The organism is Enterobacter cloacae complex sp. CARB60 (genome assembly GCF_036487345.1).
Lineage (GTDB): Bacteria > Pseudomonadota > Gammaproteobacteria > Enterobacterales > Enterobacteriaceae > Enterobacter > Enterobacter asburiae_D.
This window is the reverse complement of record NZ_JAZKLC010000002.1, coordinates 1679766-1698525: the sequence shown is the minus strand read 5'-3', so window position 1 is coordinate 1698525 and position 18760 is coordinate 1679766. Positions and strand designations below refer to the sequence as shown.

Annotated in this window: 15 protein-coding genes; 10 read left to right on the top strand and 5 right to left on the bottom strand. The window is 59.8% G+C overall.

What is annotated here, in order from left to right:
• Positions 1-125 precede the first annotated feature (125 nt).
• Positions 126-1634, top strand: a complete 1509-nt coding sequence (locus tag V4835_RS09070; protein ID WP_074147235.1) for an anion permease — start codon at positions 126-128, stop codon at positions 1632-1634.
• Between the two features lie 55 nt (positions 1635-1689).
• Positions 1690-3339, top strand: coding sequence for a class I fumarate hydratase FumA (fumA, locus tag V4835_RS09065; protein WP_331411988.1), 1650 nt, complete (start codon positions 1690-1692; stop codon positions 3337-3339).
• On the opposite strand, the gene V4835_RS09060 is transcribed toward fumA, so the two are convergent.
• Complete coding sequence (locus tag V4835_RS09060; protein ID WP_331411987.1) at positions 3328-4221, bottom strand: LysR family transcriptional regulator; 894 nt, start codon at positions 4219-4221, stop codon at positions 3328-3330. The two genes, fumA and V4835_RS09060, sit on opposite strands and share 12 nt — an antisense overlap.
• A gap of 101 nt (positions 4222-4322) precedes the next feature.
• On the opposite strand from V4835_RS09060, the gene V4835_RS09055 reads away from it, so the two are divergent.
• The 3 genes from V4835_RS09055 to V4835_RS09045 all read left to right on the top strand — a co-directional run bounded on the left by V4835_RS09055 (position 4323) and on the right by V4835_RS09045 (position 8057).
• Positions 4323-5621, top strand: a complete 1299-nt coding sequence (locus tag V4835_RS09055; protein WP_331411986.1) for a serine hydrolase domain-containing protein — start codon at positions 4323-4325, stop codon at positions 5619-5621.
• A 280-nt stretch (positions 5622-5901) separates the two neighbouring features.
• Positions 5902-7215 carry an MFS transporter gene (locus V4835_RS09050; RefSeq protein ID WP_331411985.1) on the top strand — a complete coding sequence of 438 codons (1314 nt, stop codon included), beginning with the start codon at positions 5902-5904 and terminating at the stop codon, positions 7213-7215.
• Positions 7212-8057, top strand: coding sequence for a substrate-binding domain-containing protein (locus V4835_RS09045; protein WP_331411984.1), 846 nt, complete (start codon positions 7212-7214; stop codon positions 8055-8057). Before V4835_RS09050 ends, V4835_RS09045 begins: the two co-directional genes overlap by 4 nt.
• Here the strand turns inward: V4835_RS09045 and V4835_RS09040 are convergent.
• The 3 genes from V4835_RS09040 to V4835_RS09030 form a co-directional block, all read right to left on the bottom strand.
• Positions 7975-8874, bottom strand: coding sequence for a LysR family transcriptional regulator (locus tag V4835_RS09040; RefSeq protein ID WP_331411983.1), 900 nt, complete (start codon positions 8872-8874; stop codon positions 7975-7977). The genes V4835_RS09045 and V4835_RS09040 overlap by 83 nt on opposite strands.
• Positions 8875-8966: 92 nt before the next feature.
• Positions 8967-10496, bottom strand: coding sequence for a cryptochrome/photolyase family protein (locus tag V4835_RS09035; RefSeq protein ID WP_331411982.1), 1530 nt, complete (start codon positions 10494-10496; stop codon positions 8967-8969).
• Entirely contained in the window at positions 10493-10639 is a 147-nt protein-coding gene (locus V4835_RS09030) for a DUF2256 domain-containing protein (protein WP_074147234.1), read from the bottom strand. The genes V4835_RS09035 and V4835_RS09030 overlap by 4 nt, the downstream gene beginning before the upstream one ends.
• Positions 10640-10854: 215 nt before the next feature.
• Here V4835_RS09030 and mtfA point away from each other — a divergent pair, with 215 nt between their 5' ends.
• Positions 10855-11652 (top strand): DgsA anti-repressor MtfA, encoded by a 798-nt coding sequence (gene mtfA / locus V4835_RS09025; protein ID WP_331411981.1) that lies wholly within the window; start codon positions 10855-10857, stop codon positions 11650-11652.
• Here mtfA and V4835_RS09020 read toward each other — a convergent pair.
• Positions 11649-12860, bottom strand: a complete 1212-nt coding sequence (locus tag V4835_RS09020; protein WP_331411980.1) for an MFS transporter — start codon at positions 12858-12860, stop codon at positions 11649-11651. The two genes, mtfA and V4835_RS09020, sit on opposite strands and share 4 nt — an antisense overlap.
• A 138-nt stretch (positions 12861-12998) precedes the next feature.
• Between V4835_RS09020 and V4835_RS09015 the strand changes: the two genes are divergently transcribed.
• Genes V4835_RS09015 through V4835_RS09000 form a run of 4 tightly spaced genes read left to right on the top strand, consistent with a single transcriptional unit; the run spans position 12999 to position 18749 of the window.
• Positions 12999-14741 carry an IucA/IucC family protein gene (locus tag V4835_RS09015; protein ID WP_331411979.1) on the top strand — a complete coding sequence of 581 codons (1743 nt, stop codon included), beginning with the start codon at positions 12999-13001 and terminating at the stop codon, positions 14739-14741.
• Positions 14741-15688: a GNAT family N-acetyltransferase gene (locus V4835_RS09010; protein WP_331411978.1), complete on the top strand. Its 948-nt coding sequence runs from the start codon at positions 14741-14743 to the stop codon at positions 15686-15688. The genes V4835_RS09015 and V4835_RS09010 overlap by 1 nt, the downstream gene beginning before the upstream one ends.
• Positions 15685-17427, top strand: a complete 1743-nt coding sequence (gene iucC, locus V4835_RS09005) for an aerobactin synthase IucC (RefSeq protein ID WP_331411977.1) — start codon at positions 15685-15687, stop codon at positions 17425-17427. Before V4835_RS09010 ends, iucC begins: the two co-directional genes overlap by 4 nt.
• The gene (locus V4835_RS09000; RefSeq protein ID WP_331411976.1) at positions 17424-18749 is read left to right on the top strand and encodes a lysine N(6)-hydroxylase/L-ornithine N(5)-oxygenase family protein; all 1326 of its coding nucleotides are present in this window, start codon (positions 17424-17426) and stop codon (positions 18747-18749) included. The genes iucC and V4835_RS09000 overlap by 4 nt, the downstream gene beginning before the upstream one ends.
• The last annotated feature ends 11 nt before the right edge of the window (positions 18750-18760 follow it).

The window sequence follows — 18760 nt, the reverse complement described above, 5'->3', positions numbered from 1 at the left end:
CGTTAAATCGCTATTACTGAAAACACAAAAAAGCACCTTTAATAACTAAAAAAAGCAAAGAAACTTAAAAAAGTGATTTTGTTTTTCAGTGCGACCGAATTTTTGACAACTTAAGACGTGAAACTATGAATACAAAAACTGCTGTAACGCCCCCTGTGGCGAACCAGGCATCAAATGGAAACGCAAAACGATTGCTGATGATGGCGTTACCCATCGTCGTCGCCGTACTGCTGCTGTTTGTTCCCGTTCCTGAAGGCTTGCCGCCTTACGCATGGCACTACTTCGCCATCTTTGTCGGCGTGATCGTCGGTCTGATCTTCGAACCCCTGCCGGGTGCGGTAATCGGCCTGACCGGCGTCGTCGCCATTGCCCTGTGCAGCCAGTGGGTGCTGTTCAGCCCTGACCAACTGGCTGACCCAAAATTCAAGCTGGCGGGCGCCTCCTTTAAATGGGCGGTGAGCGGGTTTGGTAACTCTACCGTCTGGCTGATTTTCGGTGCCTTTATGTTCGCCGCAGGCTATGACAAAACCCGCTTCGGCCGCCGTCTGGCGCTGATTCTGGTGAAGTACCTGGGCCGTCGCAGCCTGACGCTCGGTTACGCCATTACGTTTGCGGACCTGCTGCTGGCGCCGTTCACCCCGTCCAACACCGCGCGCAGCGGCGGGACCATCTACCCGATCATCGCTAACCTGCCGCCGCTGTACGGTTCAAAACCTAATGACCCAAGCGCGCGTAAGATTGGTTCGTACCTGATGTGGGTGGCGATCACCGCGGCCTGTATCACCAGCTCAATGTTCCTCTCCGCCCTCGCGCCAAACCTGCTGGCCCTGGCGCTGGTGAAAAGTACGGTTGGGATTGATATCTCCTGGGGTACCTGGTTCCTTGCCTTCCTGCCGCTGGGTATCCTGCTGATTCTGGCCATGCCGCTGCTGGCCTACTGGTTCTACCCACCTGAAGTCAAAGTGAATAACGAAGTGCCGCTGTGGGCGACCCGCGAGCTGGAAAAACTCGGCAAGCTGTCCCGCAATGAAATTCTGCTTCTGGTGTTCGTATGCTGTGCGCTGCTGATGTGGATCTTCGCTGCCGCGTGGATTGAGCCTGCCATGGCTGCCCTGCTCATCGTTGGTCTGATGCTGTGGACCGGCGTGCTGGAGTGGAACGATATCACCGGTAACAAAGCCGCATGGAACACCTTCGTCTGGTTCGCCACCCTGGTGGCACTGGCGGATGGCCTCTCCTCTACCGGCTTTATCAGCTGGTTAGGTAAAGAAGGCGGCCTGCTGATGAGCGGTATCTCTCCGGGCGTGGCGACCATCGTCCTGCTGCTGGCGTTCTACCTGCTGCACTACCTGTTTGCCAGCACCACCGCGCACACGACGGCGCTGCTGCCAGCGATGCTGACCATCGCCTCCACCATTCCGGGCATGAATATGGAAGTGTTTGTCCTGCTGATGGTGACCTCGCTGGGCGTCATGGGGATCATCACCCCGTACGGTACTGGCCCAAGCCCGATTTACTACGGTAGCGGCTACCTGCCAACCAAAGACTACTGGCGCCTCGGCACCATCTTCGGTGCCATCTTCCTGGCGGCCCTGCTGCTGATTGGTTATCCGTGGATGTCCATGATGTTCTGATTCCTGACCGCCGGACTTCTCCTCCGGCGGTTTTATTTTTGTGGAGCAATACGCTATGTCAAACAAACCGTTTATCTACCAGAACCCCTTCCCTCTCGCGCACGATGACACCGAATACTACCTGCTGACCAAAGAGCACGTTTCCGTTGCCGAGTTCGACGGTCAGGAAGTCCTGAAGGTGGAGCCGGAAGCGCTGACCCTGCTGGCGCAGCAGGCCTTCCACGATGCTGCGTTTATGCTGCGTCCTTCCCATCAGAAGCAGGTTGCCGCGATCCTGAACGACCCGGAAGCCAGCCAGAACGATAAGTATGTTGCCCTGCAGTTCCTGCGCAATTCCGAGATTGCCGCCAAAGGCGTGCTGCCAACCTGTCAGGATACCGGCACCGCGATCATCATGGGTAAAAAAGGCCAGCGCGTCTGGACCGGCGGCGGTGACGAAGCGGCGCTGAGCCAGGGCGTGTATAACACCTATATTGAAGATAACCTGCGCTACTCGCAGAACGCGGCGCTGGACATGTATAAAGAGGTGAATACCGGCACCAACCTGCCCGCGCAGATCGATCTCTACAGCGTGGACGGGGACGAATACAAATTCCTGTGCATGGCGAAGGGCGGCGGTTCTGCCAACAAAACCTATCTCTACCAGGAAACCAAAGCGCTGATCACCCCGGCGAAGCTGAAAAACTACCTGGTTGAGAAGATGCGCACCCTAGGCACTGCGGCCTGCCCGCCTTACCATATCGCGTTTGTGATTGGCGGTACCTCAGCCGAAAGCACGCTGAAAACCGTGAAGCTGGCCTCCACCCGCTACTACGACGCGCTGCCGACCGAAGGCAACGAACACGGCCAGGCGTTCCGCGATGTTCAGCTTGAACAGGAGCTGCTCCAGGAAGCCCAGAACCTCGGCCTCGGCGCGCAGTTCGGCGGTAAATACTTCGCCCACGATATCCGCGTGATCCGCCTGCCGCGTCACGGCGCCTCCTGCCCGATCGGCATGGGCGTCTCCTGCTCCGCGGACCGTAATATCAAAGCGAAAATCAACCGCGACGGGATCTGGATTGAGAAACTGGAGCACAACCCGGGCCAGTATATTCCTGAATCACTGCGCCAGCAGGGCGAAGGCGACGTGGTGAGCATCAATCTCGACAAGCCAATGAATGAGATCCTGGCGCAGCTTTCCGCGCACCCGGTCTCTACCCGCCTGTCGCTGAACGGGACCATCATCGTAGCGCGCGATATCGCCCACGCGAAGCTGAAAGAGCTGCTCGACAACGGTGAAGAACTGCCGCAGTACGTCAAAGATCATCCGATTTACTACGCGGGCCCGGCCAAAACGCCGGAAGGCTACGCGTCTGGCTCACTCGGCCCGACCACGGCGGGACGTATGGACTCGTATGTGGACTTACTGCAATCCCACGGCGCGAGCATGATCATGCTGGCGAAAGGTAACCGCAGCCAGCAGGTAACCGACGCCTGCCATAAGCACGGCGGCTTCTACCTGGGCAGCATTGGCGGCCCTGCGGCGGTGCTGGCGCAAAACAGCATTAAGAGCCTGGAATGCGTCGCGTATCCGGAGCTGGGAATGGAAGCCATCTGGAAAATCGAAGTCGAGAACTTCCCGGCGTTTATCCTGGTGGATGACAAAGGCAACGATTTCTTCCAGCAGATCCAGAACCAGCAGTGCAAAGGCTGTTCACAGCGCTGAGTGCTTCCACACGTCCGGCAGTAGCGCCAGCGCGTCAGCAACGATGGCGCGCTTGTCGCTCCCCGGCTTCCAGATGGTGACCATCGTCTGACTAATCCCCTGGCTGCCCACTTCGGTGCGCAGCCTTTTTACGTTTTGCCACCGCGCAGCATGAAAATGGGTCGGTAAGAATCCCCAGCCGCATCCGCGTTCCAGCAGGCCGCGCAGCATTTCCGGCTCGTTAGTAAAAAGGGTATGCCCGGAAATCTGCAGGCGACGCGCGACCGGCTCGTCCGAGGCAGGGTGCATAACGACCTGGGGAACCAGGGAGAGGTCAAGCAGCGACAGGGGGGATGAAATATCCGCAAACAGCGTGCCGGAAGCGTAAAAATCCATATCGATTGCCCCCAGGGCCCGCCACTCCATGTCGTTTCCCACGCTGCGGTTGCGCGCCTGGCAGATGGCCAGATCCGCGCGGCCGCTCTCCAGCAGGCGTTCAGATTCATCGCGCGAGGCGCAGATGAGGCTCAGCCGGACTTTTCGCGCCACCATTTCAGCGATGACCTCGTGCAGAAAGACTCTGGGCGTAAAAGGATCGTAGACCAGCGTCAGATCCTGGGTGGCACCGTGGGGCACTTCTCTGGCAAAGGCCTCAAAGGCTTTTACCTGCCGCATCAGCAGATGCGCCTGGCGCTGAAGCTGCTCTCCTTCCGCCGTGAGCCTTAGGGTACGCCCGTCGCGAATAAACAGCGCATAGCCCAACCCGTCCTCAAGAAAATCAATCAGATCGCGAAGCGTCGTTCGGTCTTTTTTCAGCGCCACTGCCGCTTTACTCAGGCTGCCGTTCTCAGCCACGGCGGTAAATGCCTCAAGCTGTGCAAAGGAATAGAGTAGGCCCGCCACGTTTCCTCCGTTTTTTGGGGGGATTTTCCCCCATTATGCGTTTTTTATTATAGCGCCGGGCTTTTTAAACTGAAGCCGTTCTTAACCCATACGAGACGGATATGAAAAACAGAAAGGTAAACCAGGCTCTGCTGGCGGGTCTTGTCTTCAGTAGCCTGCTGTCCCCTGCGGCAATGGCCGCCTGCGAAGGCACCGGCCTCAGCGCCTGCCCTGCCCCCTTTGACGCCGCGCTGCCGGACACCCACAAGATGCTCACCTGGAGCCAGGCTGACCGCGTGGTGGGCTTTCGCAATGACTACCGCAACTACGCCGGGGATATTTTCCGCCACGGTAGCGCCGTGCCGCTGCGGGTGTCGGACAAGCCGCTCAAGGACGCCCACTATCAGGTCAACGGCAGGCGCTACGGCCTGCAGGAGTACCTTAAACGCCAGAACGTCAGCGGCATGCTGGTGCTGAAGGACGGCAAAATCGCCTGGAAGTATCTCGCACAGGGTAATACCAACTCCACGCTCTGGACCTCGCGCTCGGTAGGTAAATCGGTCGTTTCGGCGCTGGTGGGCGTTGCCCTCAAAGAGGGAAAAATTCACTCGCTCAACGACCAGGTCACACAGTATGAACCCGATCTGAAAGGCACCGCGTGGGACGGCGTGACGCTCAAACAGCTTATCACCCACACCTCGGGCGTGGCGTGGAACGAGGACTACACCAACCCGAACTCCGATTTCGCGCAGCTCACCGAGTGCGAGGCGAAGCCGGGTACCTACGACTGCGTGCGCAGGCTGGTGAAGGGTTTACGCAGGGTTCACCCGGCCGGAGAGAGCTGGTCTTACTCCTCCGGCGGCGCCTGGCTGCTGGGCGACGTGCTGGAGCGCGCCACCGGCATGACGCTCGCGGCCTATCTGGAGAAAAGCATCTGGCAGCCGTACGGCATGGCGAGCGACGGCGTGTGGCACGCATACAGCAAAGGTCAGCACGACGTCGGCGCGCACGGCTTTAACGCCACGCTGGAGGACTGGGGTCGCTTCGGGGAATTTATCCGCAACAACGGTACGCTGCCGAACGGTAAGACGATCCTGCCGGATAACTGGATCCCGCAGTCGTCAGACTGGACGAAGGCGAAAGGCTCGGTATCAGACGCCCATCCGGACGGGCTGTACGGCTATCAGTGGTGGAACAACGCGGTGCCCGCCAACGCCACCGGCGTTGAGCCAGCAGCGCAGGATTCGCTGAAAGGTTCACTCTGGGCGCTGGGCATTTTTGGGCAAATGATCGTAGTGAACCAGAAGGAAAAGCTGGTTATCGTCCAGTGGTCTACCTGGCCGCAGGCGGAGCCGTCCTTTAGCGCCCAGCCGCTGGAGGCCTCTCTGATGTTCAGCGCCATTGCCAGGGCGCTGCGCTAAATTGCACTCGCCGGGTAATGAAGCGGTTACCCGGCTCTTTCTGAAGCGTCCCTCTGCGCCACATCACAAAATCGCAATATCAGAGACTTACAGAATACTGGTGAATAAAAAGACAACAATTTGTTAAGTTATTGTTGCCATTAATTCTATTTGAACGATGAATGGTATTCATGCAAAAAATGCATCAGTCGATGCGGCATTTGCGCTTATCTATTTCCTCGTCCTGATCCAGTTTTCAGAAACAGACGCGTAAAACGTCAACAATAAACTGGAGATAACCATGTTTTCCTCAACCTCACCTGCAACCGTACGGTCTAAGGCGGGCGCGATATTTCGCGTGACGTCCGGCAATTTTCTCGAACAGTTCGATTTCTTTCTTTTCGGCTTCTATGCCACCTACATCGCCCACACGTTCTTCCCGGCGAGCAGTGAATTTGCGTCGCTGATGATGACCTTCGCCGTCTTCGGCGCGGGCTTTTTGATGCGGCCCATCGGAGCCATTGTGCTTGGCGCATATATCGACAAGGTGGGGCGCAGAAAGGGTCTTATCGTCACGCTTTCCATCATGGCGGCGGGGACGTTTCTGATTGTGCTTATCCCCTCTTATCAAAGCATCGGTCTGTGGGCGCCGCTGCTGGTGCTGACGGGCCGTCTGCTGCAGGGCTTTTCCGCCGGTGCAGAGCTTGGAGGCGTCTCGGTTTATCTGGCTGAAATCGCCACGCCGGGCCGCAAAGGGTTTTACACCAGCTGGCAGTCCGGCAGCCAGCAGGTCGCCATTATGGTCGCCGCGGCGATGGGCTTTGCCCTGAACGCCCTGATGGAGGAGAGCGCCATTCGCGAATGGGGCTGGCGCATCCCGTTCCTGTTCGGCTGTTTAATCGTGCCGTTTATCTTCTTCCTGCGCCGCAAGCTGGAGGAGACGGAAGAGTTCAGCGCGCGCCGCCAGCATCTGGAGATGCGTCAGGTCTTTAAAACGCTGCTTGGCAACTGGCAGGTAGTGGTCGCGGGCATGCTGATGGTGGCGATGACCACCACCGCGTTCTACCTGATCACCGTCTACGCACCCACCTTTGGCAAAAAGGTGCTGATGCTCAGCGCCTCGGACAGCCTGCTGGTCACGCTGCTGGTGGCGATTTCTAACTTCGTCTGGCTGCCGGTGGGCGGCGCGCTGTCGGATCGCTTCGGGCGCAAGCCGGTGCTGATTGCCATGGCCCTACTGGCGCTGGCAACCAGCTACCCGGCCCTGACGCTGCTGGCGAGCGCTCCCAGCTTCTCCATGATGCTGAGCGTGCTGCTGTGGCTCTCCTTCCTCTACGGCCTGTATAACGGCGCGATGATCCCGGCCCTGACGGAGATTATGCCTGCTGAAGTGCGCGTGGCGGGGTTCTCTCTGGCTTACAGCCTGGCAACGGCGGTCTTTGGCGGCTTTACCCCGGTAATGTCCACCGCGCTGATTGAATACACCGGTGACAAAGCGTCGCCCGGCTACTGGATGAGTTTCGCTGCCGTGTGTGCCCTGCTGGCCACGCTCTACCTCTACCGCCGCCGCGCGGTATCGCTGCAAAACACCGTTAAGTCACAGGGGGCAGTATGAAACGCACTTATCGCTATACCGCCAGCGCGCTGGTGCTGACGCTCCTGAGCGTCAACGCCTGTGCTCAGGACGTGAAGGTCATGATCTCAGGCGGCTTCAAAGCCGCCCTTGAAAAGCTGGCCCCGGAATATGAACGCCGGACCGGGGATAAAATTGTGATCATCCCCGGCCCCTCAATGGGCACGACGCCGCAGGCGATCCCAAACCGACTGGCGCGCGGTGAGAAAGCCGACGTGGTGATTATGGTGGGCGATGCGCTGGAGAAGCTCGAAAAGGCCAGCCAGACCCAGCCGGGTTCGCGAACCGAGCTCGCGGACTCTCCCGTTGGCATGGTGGTGAAAAAAGGTGCGGATGTCCCGGATATCAGCAGCGAGGCGAGTCTGCGTAACACGCTGCTGCAGGCCAGCTCCATCGCCTACTCTGACAGCGCCAGCGGCAGGTATGTCAGCCAGGCGTTGTTCAAAAAGCTGGGGATTGAAAAGGACGTGGCGGGCAAAGCGACAATGGTCGAGCGTATTCCGGTCGCCTCAGAAGTGGCGAAAGGAAAATACGCCGTGGGCTTCCAGCAGGTTAGCGAGCTGCTGCCGGTTCAGGGCGTCACCTTTATCGGGAAAATCCCTGATAATCTGCAGTACATCACGCGCTTCGCGGGTGCGGTCACCCGTCATGCAGAACATCCCGCGGAGGGGAAAGCGCTGCTGACCTATCTCGCCTCGCCGCCCTCAAGGGCCGTCATCCAGGAGACGGGGATGATCCCCGTTACGTCCGGCGATACTGCTCGGCGATCTGCTTTTCCAGTTCAGCCGCAATGTAAGACTGGATGCGCCCCCGGCGCCGGATAAGCCCCACGGTGCGCTTCACTTCCGGCGCCACCAGCGGCAGATGCGTCAGCAGCGTGTGCTCTGACGTCGGCATCGACATGGCGGGAACGGCAGCGATGCCAATCCCCGCCTCCACCATGCCGAGCATCGTGGTAACGTGGCGCGTTTCGCAGACGCTGGGGCGTTCGGGAATGATATTCCCCAGCATCCGATCGAGCAGGTTACGGTTACCTGACGTTTTATCGAGGGAGATATAATCCTGCTGGTAAAATTCCTGCCACGTCAGGTGACGCTTCTGCGCCAGCGGGTGATCCTTTCGGCACGCCGCAACGTAGACATCCTCCACCAGCGGGAAAAATTCGATGTCAGACGGCAAGTTTCCTGCGAAGGAGATGCCAAAATCCGCCTGGCTTCGGGCCACGGCGTCAATCACATTCCCCGCGCTGCTGTCGATGAGCTTAATGCGAACCCTCGGATAGCGAGACTGAAAACGACGGATCACATCAGGCATAAAGTAACAGGCGGCGGACGGTACCGCGGCAACCGCGATCAGCCCCGTCCGCTCTTCACTGACCTTATCAACGTCCGCCAGCATTGACTCAACGTTGTCGAGCAGCTGCGCGGAGCGTTCAGCAAAGTTTTGCCCGTATAAGGTTAAGGCCACGCGGCGGGTGGTACGATCGAACAGCCGGTTTCCCAGCGCGGCCTCCAGCTTTTCAATCCTGCGGCTCAGCGCCGACTGGGATAAGCAGATAGATTCAGCAGCGACACGGAAGTTACCGTATTCCACTAACGCTCTGAAAGCATAAAGATCGTTAAGGTCAAAATTCACGGGCATAGCGTCTGGATGTCCTGTCAGGGAATACGCAGCAAAGTCAAAAATAATAGCCTCTTATTGACCTGCCGCAACCGGCGCGGTGTTGAAATACGTCAGAGGTCGTTGAGATGCAGGCGGACATACCCGGCGCGATCGGCAATGGCCTGCCGCTCCTCTTCCTTCATGTCCGCAAGCTGTTTAAAGACGATGCCCAGGCGGGGATTGTTACCCAGACGCGCCTGATTGCGGGCAAAGAAATCCCAGTAAAGGGCATTGAAGGGGCACGCCAGCTCTCCGGTACGCTGGTTGTGCTGATACCGGCACCCCTGACAGTAATTGCTCATCTTATGAATATATGAGGCGCTCGAGACGTAGGGTTTACTGGCCAGCAGCCCGCCATCGCCAAACTGGCTCATGCCGAGGGTATTGGGCAGCTCCACCCATTCAAAGGCATCAATATAGACCCCCAGATACCATTCATGAACAGCCTGCGGCGACAGGCCGCCGAGCAGGCTAAAGTTCCCGATGACCATCAGGCGCTGGATATGGTGGGCGTAAGCCTCGGTGAGCGACTGGCCAACGGCATGCGCCAGGCAGCGCATCTGCGTCTTGCCCGTCCAGAACCAGTCCGGCAGCGGGGCGTGCTGGTCTAAGGCATTCAGCTCCCGATAGCCCGGCATCTGCGACCAGTAAATCCCACGCACGTACTCCCGCCAGCCGAGAATTTGTCGGATAAACCCCTCAACGGCAGGCAGCGGCGCATGGCCCGAACGCCATGCCTGCTGGGCAGCAGCCACCACTTCCCGCGGATTAAGCATTTTGGTGTTCAGCGCGAATGAAATTAACGAGTGGAAAAGAAAAGGCTCCTCCGCGTGCATCGCGTCCTGCCAGGCGCCAAACTGCGGGAGCACGTGAGTGATAAAGTCATCCAGCCCGGCTTTGGCTTCCGCACGGTTGAGCGGCCAGCGAAAATTCCCGGCCTGCGGTTCACCGAAGGTGTTTACGCCGCAGCGTTGGATCTCCGCCCATAGGGCTGAATTATCGTGGCGGGGACGCGAGTCCCCCGGCGCGGGCGGCTCGCCGGACCAGCGCCTGCGGTTTTCGGCATCAAAATTCCATTTCCCCCCTTCCGGCTCGCCTTCTGAGGTCAACAGTATCCCGTGCTGACGACGCATTTCCCGGTAAAAGTACTCCATTCGCCAGCTTTTACGCGTCGCAAAGAACGCGCTCACCTGTTCACGGGTGGTGAAGAAATGCTCGCTGCTGACGCAGGCCGTTTCGACGGAGGCGGTTTTCGCCCACGCCTGCAGCTGCGCATCAAGACGCCATTCGTCGGGCTCCTGCCACACCACCCTGTCCGCGCCGTAGTGCGCGACAAGCGCGTTGAGATTGTCTTCCAGCGCGCCGCGGTTTGAGCTGTCAGAGAGCCGGACATACCTCACCCGATGCCCCTTTTCCTTTAACGCAGAGGCAAACGCGCGCATGGCCGCGAAGATGGCGATCACTTTCTGGGCGTGATGAAGCACGTACGCGGTTTCCGCCCGCAACTCCAGCATCACGTAAATGACATTCGGATTGCAGTCATCAAACCAGCCGTGGTGCGGATTAAGCTGATCGCCCAGGATCAGGCGCAGTTCGGTCAACGGTGGCTCCTGCGACAGCGCTCAGAACAATATTTAACCTCATCCCAGCATTTCGCCCATTTCTTGCGCCACGTCATAGGCCGCTGGCAGTGCACGCACGCTCGGCTGGGCAGGTCCTGCTTGTTACCTTTGAAATCGCTCATTTTTTAAATACCGTACTGATTTCTTCACTGAACCTGTGGGTTAAGGCTACGACAGACTTCACAAAATGAAGGTGATGCCCGCAAACCGCTACCCACCGCTACGTACGAATGATAGTTTATTCAGGCTGGAATTGTCGCAGCGAGCGATTTTCTGGCATCTTAACCGAACCTGACTTTCCCATTTTTGTTCTAGTGACGAGTTTGCGAGCAAAGCGATGATAAAGTGGCCCTGGAAAACGAATGAGGCTGGCCGGGATATGGCGCTGCCATGGGATGACGCGCTGACGATCCCTGTTCTGGCTAATCTGAAGCCGGATGAACAAGCTAAACTGGTTCAGCTGGCGGATCGTTTTTTACAGCAAAAACGCCTGGTTCCACTGCAGGGTTTCGAACTCGATCCCCTGAAAAACGCGCGCATCGCCCTGCTATTCTGTCTGCCGGTGCTTGAGCTCGGCATTGAGTGGCTGGACGGTTTCCACGAGGTGCTTATCTATCCCGCGCCGTTCGTGGTGGATGACGAATGGCAGGACGATATCGGGCTGGTGCACAACCAGCGCGTGGTGCAGTCCGGACAAAGCTGGCAGCAAGGGCCGATTATCCTGAACTGGCTCGACATTCAGGACTCGTTCGATGCGTCCGGTTTTAATCTGATTATTCATGAAGTGGCGCACAAGCTCGATACCCGCAACGGCGATCGCGCCAGCGGAGTCCCGCTGATCCCGCTTCGCGAAGTGGCGGGCTGGGAGCACGATCTGCACGCGGCGATGGATAACATCCAGGATGAAATAGACCTGGTCGGCGAAAGCGCGGCCAGCATTGACGCCTACGCGGCAACCGACCCGGCCGAGTGCTTTGCGGTACTCTCGGAGTATTTCTTCAGCGCGCCCGAGCTCTTCGCGCCCCGCTTCCCGGCGCTGTGGCAGCGTTTCTGCCAGTTTTATCAGCAGGATCCCCTGCAGCGTCTGCGGCAAAATGAGGAGTCTGGCGACCATTCCTCCCGCCAGATCCATTAAGGTTTTTCAGCAGGGGGACGCTCGGTTGACCGTACCCCTATGCTCAACGCTAAAAACAGCAGCGCCATTCCCCACGCGGCCACCGTTAAAGATTGCTCACCGTAAAAGCGCGTCACCACGGGCACCAGCAGCGCGCTGACGCCGTAGCCTAACGTGTGGCTGGTGGCGATGACGCCCGCTCCTTTCCCGGTGGTCAGCCTGTCGTTCAGCAGCAGCTGATAGCCCGGCGTGGCCATCGCCGCCCCGAGTGAAGTGATAACAATCCCCACGTAGAACAGCGTTAAACCCGCGACGGACATCAGCCCAAGCCCGGCCACTATTAACACCGCCGCGATGCAGAGCAACGTCACCGGGGTGAAATGCTGCGGGCGGACGACCAGGAACTGCGCCGCGAGCGTGGCCAGCGCGGCCAGGCTCAGCAGAAGCGCAACATGGTGGCTGATGTCCCGGGCATTGCCCTCCAGCAGGGGGCTAAGATGCGGTGACAGGCCGAGCTGCATCAGGCTTACCAGCGCCGCCAGCAGCAGCGCCAGCAGCAGGAACGGCAGCATGGAGGCCTGCAGGCGGGTCGCCTGGTGCGCCACCGGCGGCAGCGGCGGGTCTGCGACTTCGCGAAGCACCAGCAGCAGGGCGATAAACGGCGCGACCGCCATCAGCCAGAGCGGCGCCACCGGATTGACGCTCAGCATCAGCGCCGCCAGCGGCGGGCCGAGCAAACGCCCGCAGCTGAGGCCCGAGCTTATCGTCGCCAGCGCCGCCATTCTCTTCTCCAGCCCCCCACGCTGAATAGCCCACGTCTGTGCCGCAGGCACCAGCCCCGAGACCGTCAGCCCGTAGATCAGACGTGAGAGAACAAGCCCCGCCAGTCCCCAGACGCTATCCAGCCTTCCGGCCGACATTGCCCAGACCACCAGCGCCATGACGACGAAACTGGCCAGATAGCCGCTCAGCGAGGCCACCATCACGGCCTTACACCCCCGCCGCTCGCTCTGGCGTCCCCACCAGGGCGATGCGGGTAAAAAGAGCATGGATCCGAACATCAGCAGTCCGGCCCAGACCGAGAGCGACAGCCCGGTAAGGCTCACCAGCTGCGGGAGCATCACCAGCAGTCCGTTTTGCCCGATACCTAATAAACCGGCACATAGCGCCAGGGGCCAGTTGGCTTTTGCGGTGACGTTTTCGGTCAGTATTTCAGAGTCTGTGCGCATGAGAATGTGAACATAGTGTCAATAAATGTGTGGAAATCATGAAGTTTATGAAAACAAATATTGCAAAAATGGTTGCGACTGTAAACAGAATGAATATCATAACGAGAATTATTATCAATCATGGAATGAGGTACATCTATGCGTGCTCTGCCCCGCTCAGCCGGTACAGACGTTGCAGCCCAGTGTTTTTTAAACGCCCTGTTGCGCGAAACGAAGGACTGGCGCTATCTCCCCGCTACCGCTGCGGATGCGTTACCGGACATTCATATTCCGCTGTCACAAACCCAGGCGCTTCGGGTTCCGGTACGCTATTTCTCTCCCACCCAGCATCATCAGTACCGTTTCCCGGCAACGCTTATTCAAAGCAACAGTGATGACGGTGACGCCGTCACATTTGATCAACTGGTTGATTTAATTCTTGAAAAACCGTCAGTAAAAAACTCGCTGGATGCCGATACGCTGGCGCGTTTTAAGCAGCGCGTTCTCGAAAGCCATGCGCACACCTGGCAGGCGATTGATTTACGCCACAGCTGGGCAACCCTGCGCGATAAGCCGCTGACGTTTGCCGACGCGGAACAGGCGCTGCTGGTCGGCCACGCGTTTCACCCTGCACCGAAGTCGCACGAGCCGTTCAACGAAACCGAGGCGCGTCGCTATCTGCCCGATTTCGCCTCCCGCTTCCCGCTGCGCTGGTTTGCCGTTGAGAGCACGCTCGTTGCTGGCGAAAGCCTGAACGTCTCCCTGCGCGAGCGTCTGCTGCGCTTCGCGGCCCAGAGCGCGCCCGAGCTGCTCGGCCACTTCACCGACACCCGCTGGCTGTTGCCGATGCATCCGTGGCAGGCCGACTATCTGCTGGAGCAGGAGTGGTGCCAGCGTCTGGCGGAAAACGGTTCATTGCAGGACCTGGGTGAAGCGGGCGCGCAGTGGCTGCCCACCAGCTCGTCACGCTCGCTGTACAGCGAAACCAACAGCGACATGATTAAGTTCTCCCTCAGCGTGCGCCTGACCAACTCCGTGCGCACGCTGTCGGTCAAAGAGGTTAAGCGCGGAATGCGCCTGGCGCGCCTGGCGAAAACGGAACGCTGGCAAGATTTACAGGCTCGCTACCCGACCATGCGCGTGATGCAGGAAGACGGCTGGGCGGGGCTGCGTGACGAAAGCGGCGGTATCCAGGAAGAGAGCCTGATGGCCCTGCGCGTCAACCTATTGTTCGATACGCCAGAGACCCAGACCAACGTGCTGGTGAGCCTGACCCAGGCCGCGCCGGACGGCGGTGATAGCCTGCTGGCCTCCGCGGTGCGCCGTCTGAGCCAGCGTCTGGAATTACCGCTCGCCCAGGCCGCCCGCTGCTGGCTGGACGCCTATTGCGACCGCGTATTACTTCCGCTGTTCAGCGCCGAGGCGGACTACGGTCTGGTCCTGCTGGCGCACCAGCAAAATATCCTCGTTGAGATGCAGCAGGATTTCCCCGTCGGGCTGATCTACCGCGACTGCCAGGGCAGCGCGTGGACCGAAGGAGCCGACGCGTGGCTGCAAGAGGCAGGCGAAACGGAGGTGGAAAACCGCTTCGGTGAGAGCCAGCTGCTGCGCTACTTCCCTTATTACCTGCTGCTGAACTCTACCCTTGCCGTCACCGCCGCCCTCGCCGCCGCAGGTTTTGACAGCGAGGAGAGCCTGATGTCCCGGGTGCGCGACGCGCTGACGGAACTGCGCCGCACGGCAAAGCAGACCCGCTGCCTCGACTACGTGCTCGACAGCCCGACCTGGAACTGCAAAGGCAACTTCTTCTGCTACCTGCACGATCGCAATGAAAACACCATCGCCGATCCGGCGGTGATCTATTTCGACTTTAGCAACCCGTTTTACAAGGAGAAGGCGTAATGGCAATCGCGAATATCGTCCATTCCGGCTATGGCTTTCGCTGCACCGCAACGGATCGCGCGCTGCCGCTGACGTTGGGTCTCGACGGCAGCGCGGTGCTGGAGCATCTGAATGGGATCCCGGACGGCTGGCTGGTCGAAGCCCTGGATCAGCTGTTTGTTGCCGCACCCGCGCTGACCGGCATTACCCTGCCCTGGGCGACCTGGCAGGATGAACCCCAGGCGCAGGCGCTGTTTAGCCTGGCCAACGGGGACTATCTGGCACGCGAAACCTTCTGGCAGCTGCCGCTGTGGCTGAAAGGCGAACAATCACGGGCCAGCGGCGGGATGCAGTTTGACGAGAGCCGTCAGCTGTACTTCCCGCTGCGTCCTCACCGCCCGCAGGGCGAAGTGTACCGTCGTTACGATCCGCAAATTAAGCGCACCCTGAGCTTCCGCGTGGCCGACGTGGCGCTGGACGGCGAACGCTTTACCCAATGGATGAACAACCCGCGCGTGAACGCCTTCTGGGAGATGGCGGGCCCGCAGGCCGAGCAGGAAAGCTACCTGCGTCGTCAGCTTGACTCGACCTACTGCTACCCGGTTATCGGCTGCTTCGACGACCAGCCGTTCGGCTATTTTGAGCTCTACTGGGCGGCTGAAGACCGCATTGGCCGCCACTACCGCTGGCAGCCGTTTGACCGCGGCCTGCACATGCTGGTGGGTGAAGAGAACTGGCGCGGCGCGCAGTACATCCGCAGCTGGCTGCGCGGTCTGAGCCACTATCTGTATCTCGATGAACCGCGCACCGCGCGCATTGTCGCCGAGCCGCGCTTCGACAACCAGCGCCTGTTCCGCCATCTGGCATCCGCCGGTTTTGAGACGATGAAAGAGTTCGACTTCCCGCACAAGCGCTCGCGCCTCATCATGAGCGAGCGTCACCGCTTCTTCAGCGAGGTGGAACTGTGAACGCGCTCTGGCAGAAAGTGAACCGCGAGATGGTGGCGAAAATCCTCGCCGAGCTGGAATACGAACGCACCCTGCGCGCTGAGCCGGTGTCGTCGGACCGCTGGCAAATCGCCATGGGCACCGAGTCCTGGCAGTTTCGCGCCCCGCGCGGGATCTGGGGCTGGCTGCATATCGACCCGGACAGCCTGATCGCCGCCAGCGGAGAAGCCGTCGAAGCGGAAAGCGCGCTGCTGCAGCTGGCAACGGTGCTGGAGATGAGCGACGCGCAAACGGCAGAGCACATGGAAGATCTCTACGCCACGCTGCGCGGCGACATGCAGCTGCTGCAGGCGCGTGAAGCGCTGGACGCGGACGCGCTGATCCACCTCGACCCGGACGAACTGCAGTGTCTGATGAGCGGTCACCCGAAGTTTATTTTCAACAAGGGCCGCCGCGGCTGGGGGCTGGACGCGCTGCGTCAGTACGCGCCGGAATACCGCGGACGTTTTCGTCTGCACTGGGTTGCCGTTCAGCGGGAGCATCTGGTCTGGAGCAGCGACGCCGATTGCGACATTCACACTTTGCTGGACAGCGCCATGGACAACGCCGAACGCGCCCGCTTTGACGCCCGCTGGCAGGCGCTGGGTCTTGACGACGGCTGGCTGCCGGTGCCGCTGCACCCGTGGCAGTGGCAGCAGAAGATCGCCATTCATTTCCTTGCGCAGCTGGCGCGCGGAGAGATGGTTGAGCTAGGCGAATTTGGCGATGAGTATCTTGCGCAGCAGTCCCTGCGCACGCTCACCAACGCCAGCCGTCGCGCACCGTACGACATCAAGCTGCCGCTGACCATCTACAACACCTCCTGCTATCGCGGCATTCCAGGCAAGTACATTGCCGCCGGGCCGCTGGCCTCGCGCTGGCTACAGCAGCAGTTTGCCACCGACGCCACGCTGATCCGCTCTGGCGCGCAGGTGCTGGGCGAACCCGCCGCCGGATATCTGTCGCATCCGGGCTACGCCGCGTTGCCGAAAGCGCCCTACCGCTATCAGGAGATGCTGGGGGTGATCTGGCGCGAGAATCCGTCCTGTTATTTAGAAGACGGTGAACAGGCGGTGCTGATGGCGGCGCTGATGGAAACCGATAACGCCGGTCGCCCGCTGATCGACGCGTGGATTAAGCGCTCGGGGTTAAGCGCCGACGCGTGGCTGGAAAAGCTGTTTGAGGCAACGGTGATCCCGTTCTATCACCTGCTCTGCCGCTACGGCGTAGCGCTGATCGCCCACGGCCAGAACGTGACGCTGGTGATGAAGGACTCTATTCCGCAGCGCATTCTGCTGAAAGATTTCCAGGGCGATATGCGCCTGGTGGATGAGGATTTCCCGCAGGCCCAGAGCCTGCCGGATGAGGTGAAGGCCGTTACGGCGCGCCTCAGCGCGGATTACATCATTCACGACCTGCAAACCGGCAACTTTGTGACGGTGCTGCGCTTTATCTCGCGCCTCACCCTGCAATGCGGCGTGAGCGAAACCCGTTTCTACCAGATCCTGGCGCAGGTATTACACCGCTATATGGCCGCGCACCCGGAGCTTGCGGAGCGCTTCGCGACGTTCGACCTGTTCAAGCCGCAGATTATTCGCGTGATCCTCAACCCGGTCAAACTGACCTTCTCCGAACACGACGGCGGCAGCCGCATGCTGCCGAACTACGTTACCGACCTTGATAACCCTCTTTTTCTCGCCTCCCGGGAGTCAGCGCAATGAAAACCTATGATTTCATCGGCATTGGTATTGGCCCGTTTAACCTCAGCATCGCCGCTCTGGCCGAAGGGCTGGACGGCTTTAGCTCGCTGTTCCTTGAGCGTAAACCGCACTTTTCCTGGCACCCGGGGATGATGGTGCCGGACTGCCACATGCAGACCAGCTTCCTGAAAGACCTGGTCAGCGCCGTGGAGCCGACCAACCGCCACAGCTTCCTGAACTACCTGGTGCAGCGCAAAAAGTTCTACCGCTTCCTGACCACCGAGCAGCGCACCGTCTCCCGCGAGGAGTTTGCGGACTACCTGTGCTGGGCGGCGGAAAACCTCACCAACCTCGCCTTCAGCCAGCAGGTACAGCAGGTGAGCTTTGATGAGAAAAGCGGCCTGTTTGAGGTAGTGACCCAGCGCGACCGCTTCCTGGCGCGCCACGTCTGCGTGGGAATTGGCAAACAGATCAACCTGCCTGACTGCGTCACCGTGCAGGACGATACCTGCTTCCACGCCAGCGAGATGATGCTGCGCACGCCGGATCTCGCGGGCAAGCGCGTCACCGTCGTCGGCGGCGGCCAGAGCGGGGCCGACCTGTTCCTGAATATCTTCCGCGGCGAATGGGGCCAGCCGCTGAGCCTGAACTGGGTATCGCGCCGCAATAACTACAACGCGCTGGATGAAGCCGCCTTTGCCAACGAGTATTTCACGCCCGAGTACGTGGACAGCTTCTCCACCCTCGGTGAAGAGGCCCGTCGTCAGATGCTGCACGAGCAGAAGATGACGTCCGACGGTATCACCACCGAGTCCCTGCTGGCGATTTACCGCGCTATGTACCACCGCTTCGAAGTGCTGCGTGAAAAACCCTGGGCGCATCTCCTGCCGTCCCGCTCGGTGACGTCCCTGACGCGCCTGGAAAACGGACATCGTCTGAGCATTCAGCATCACCTCGACGGCGGCCGCGAGCAGCTGGAGAGCGACGTGGTGATCTTCGCCACCGGCTACCGCGCCGTTCAGCCCGCGTTCCTCGCGCCGCTGTCTCACCGACTGAAACTGGATACGGACGAAGCCTTCTGCATCAACAACGATTTCACCCTCGAATGGGACGGCCCGCAGAGCAACCGCCTGTTCGCCGTGAATGCCGGGATGCACCGTCTCGGCATTGCCGAACCCCAGCTCAGCCTGATGGCCTGGCGCGCGGCGCGGATCTTGAATCGCGCGCACGCCGACGAGCCGTTTGAGCTGGCCTCCACACCCGGCGTCATCCACTGGCGCACCACCGCCAGCCCGGACAGCAGCCCGGTTTTTAAATCGTTAGCAAAAACCACCGAGTACTGACACACACAATC

What these genes read in the sequence shown, in the direction of transcription:
- V4835_RS09070 (WP_074147235.1), top strand. Translation starts at nt 126, where the DNA reads ATGAATACAAAAACTGCTGTAACGCCCCCTGTGGCGAACCAGGCATCA.
- fumA (WP_331411988.1), top strand. Translation starts at nt 1,690, where the DNA reads ATGTCAAACAAACCGTTTATCTACCAGAACCCCTTCCCTCTCGCGCAC.
- V4835_RS09055 (WP_331411986.1), top strand. Translation starts at nt 4,323, where the DNA reads ATGAAAAACAGAAAGGTAAACCAGGCTCTGCTGGCGGGTCTTGTCTTC.
- V4835_RS09050 (WP_331411985.1), top strand. Translation starts at nt 5,902, where the DNA reads ATGTTTTCCTCAACCTCACCTGCAACCGTACGGTCTAAGGCGGGCGCG.
- V4835_RS09045 (WP_331411984.1), top strand. Translation starts at nt 7,212, where the DNA reads ATGAAACGCACTTATCGCTATACCGCCAGCGCGCTGGTGCTGACGCTC.
- V4835_RS09040 (WP_331411983.1), bottom strand. Translation starts at nt 8,874, where the DNA reads ATGCCCGTGAATTTTGACCTTAACGATCTTTATGCTTTCAGAGCGTTA.
- V4835_RS09030 (WP_074147234.1), bottom strand. Translation starts at nt 10,639, where the DNA reads ATGAGCGATTTCAAAGGTAACAAGCAGGACCTGCCCAGCCGAGCGTGC.
- mtfA (WP_331411981.1), top strand. Translation starts at nt 10,855, where the DNA reads ATGATAAAGTGGCCCTGGAAAACGAATGAGGCTGGCCGGGATATGGCG.
- V4835_RS09020 (WP_331411980.1), bottom strand. Translation starts at nt 12,860, where the DNA reads ATGCGCACAGACTCTGAAATACTGACCGAAAACGTCACCGCAAAAGCC.
- V4835_RS09015 (WP_331411979.1), top strand. Translation starts at nt 12,999, where the DNA reads ATGCGTGCTCTGCCCCGCTCAGCCGGTACAGACGTTGCAGCCCAGTGT.
- V4835_RS09010 (WP_331411978.1), top strand. Translation starts at nt 14,741, where the DNA reads ATGGCAATCGCGAATATCGTCCATTCCGGCTATGGCTTTCGCTGCACC.
- V4835_RS09000 (WP_331411976.1), top strand. Translation starts at nt 17,424, where the DNA reads ATGAAAACCTATGATTTCATCGGCATTGGTATTGGCCCGTTTAACCTC.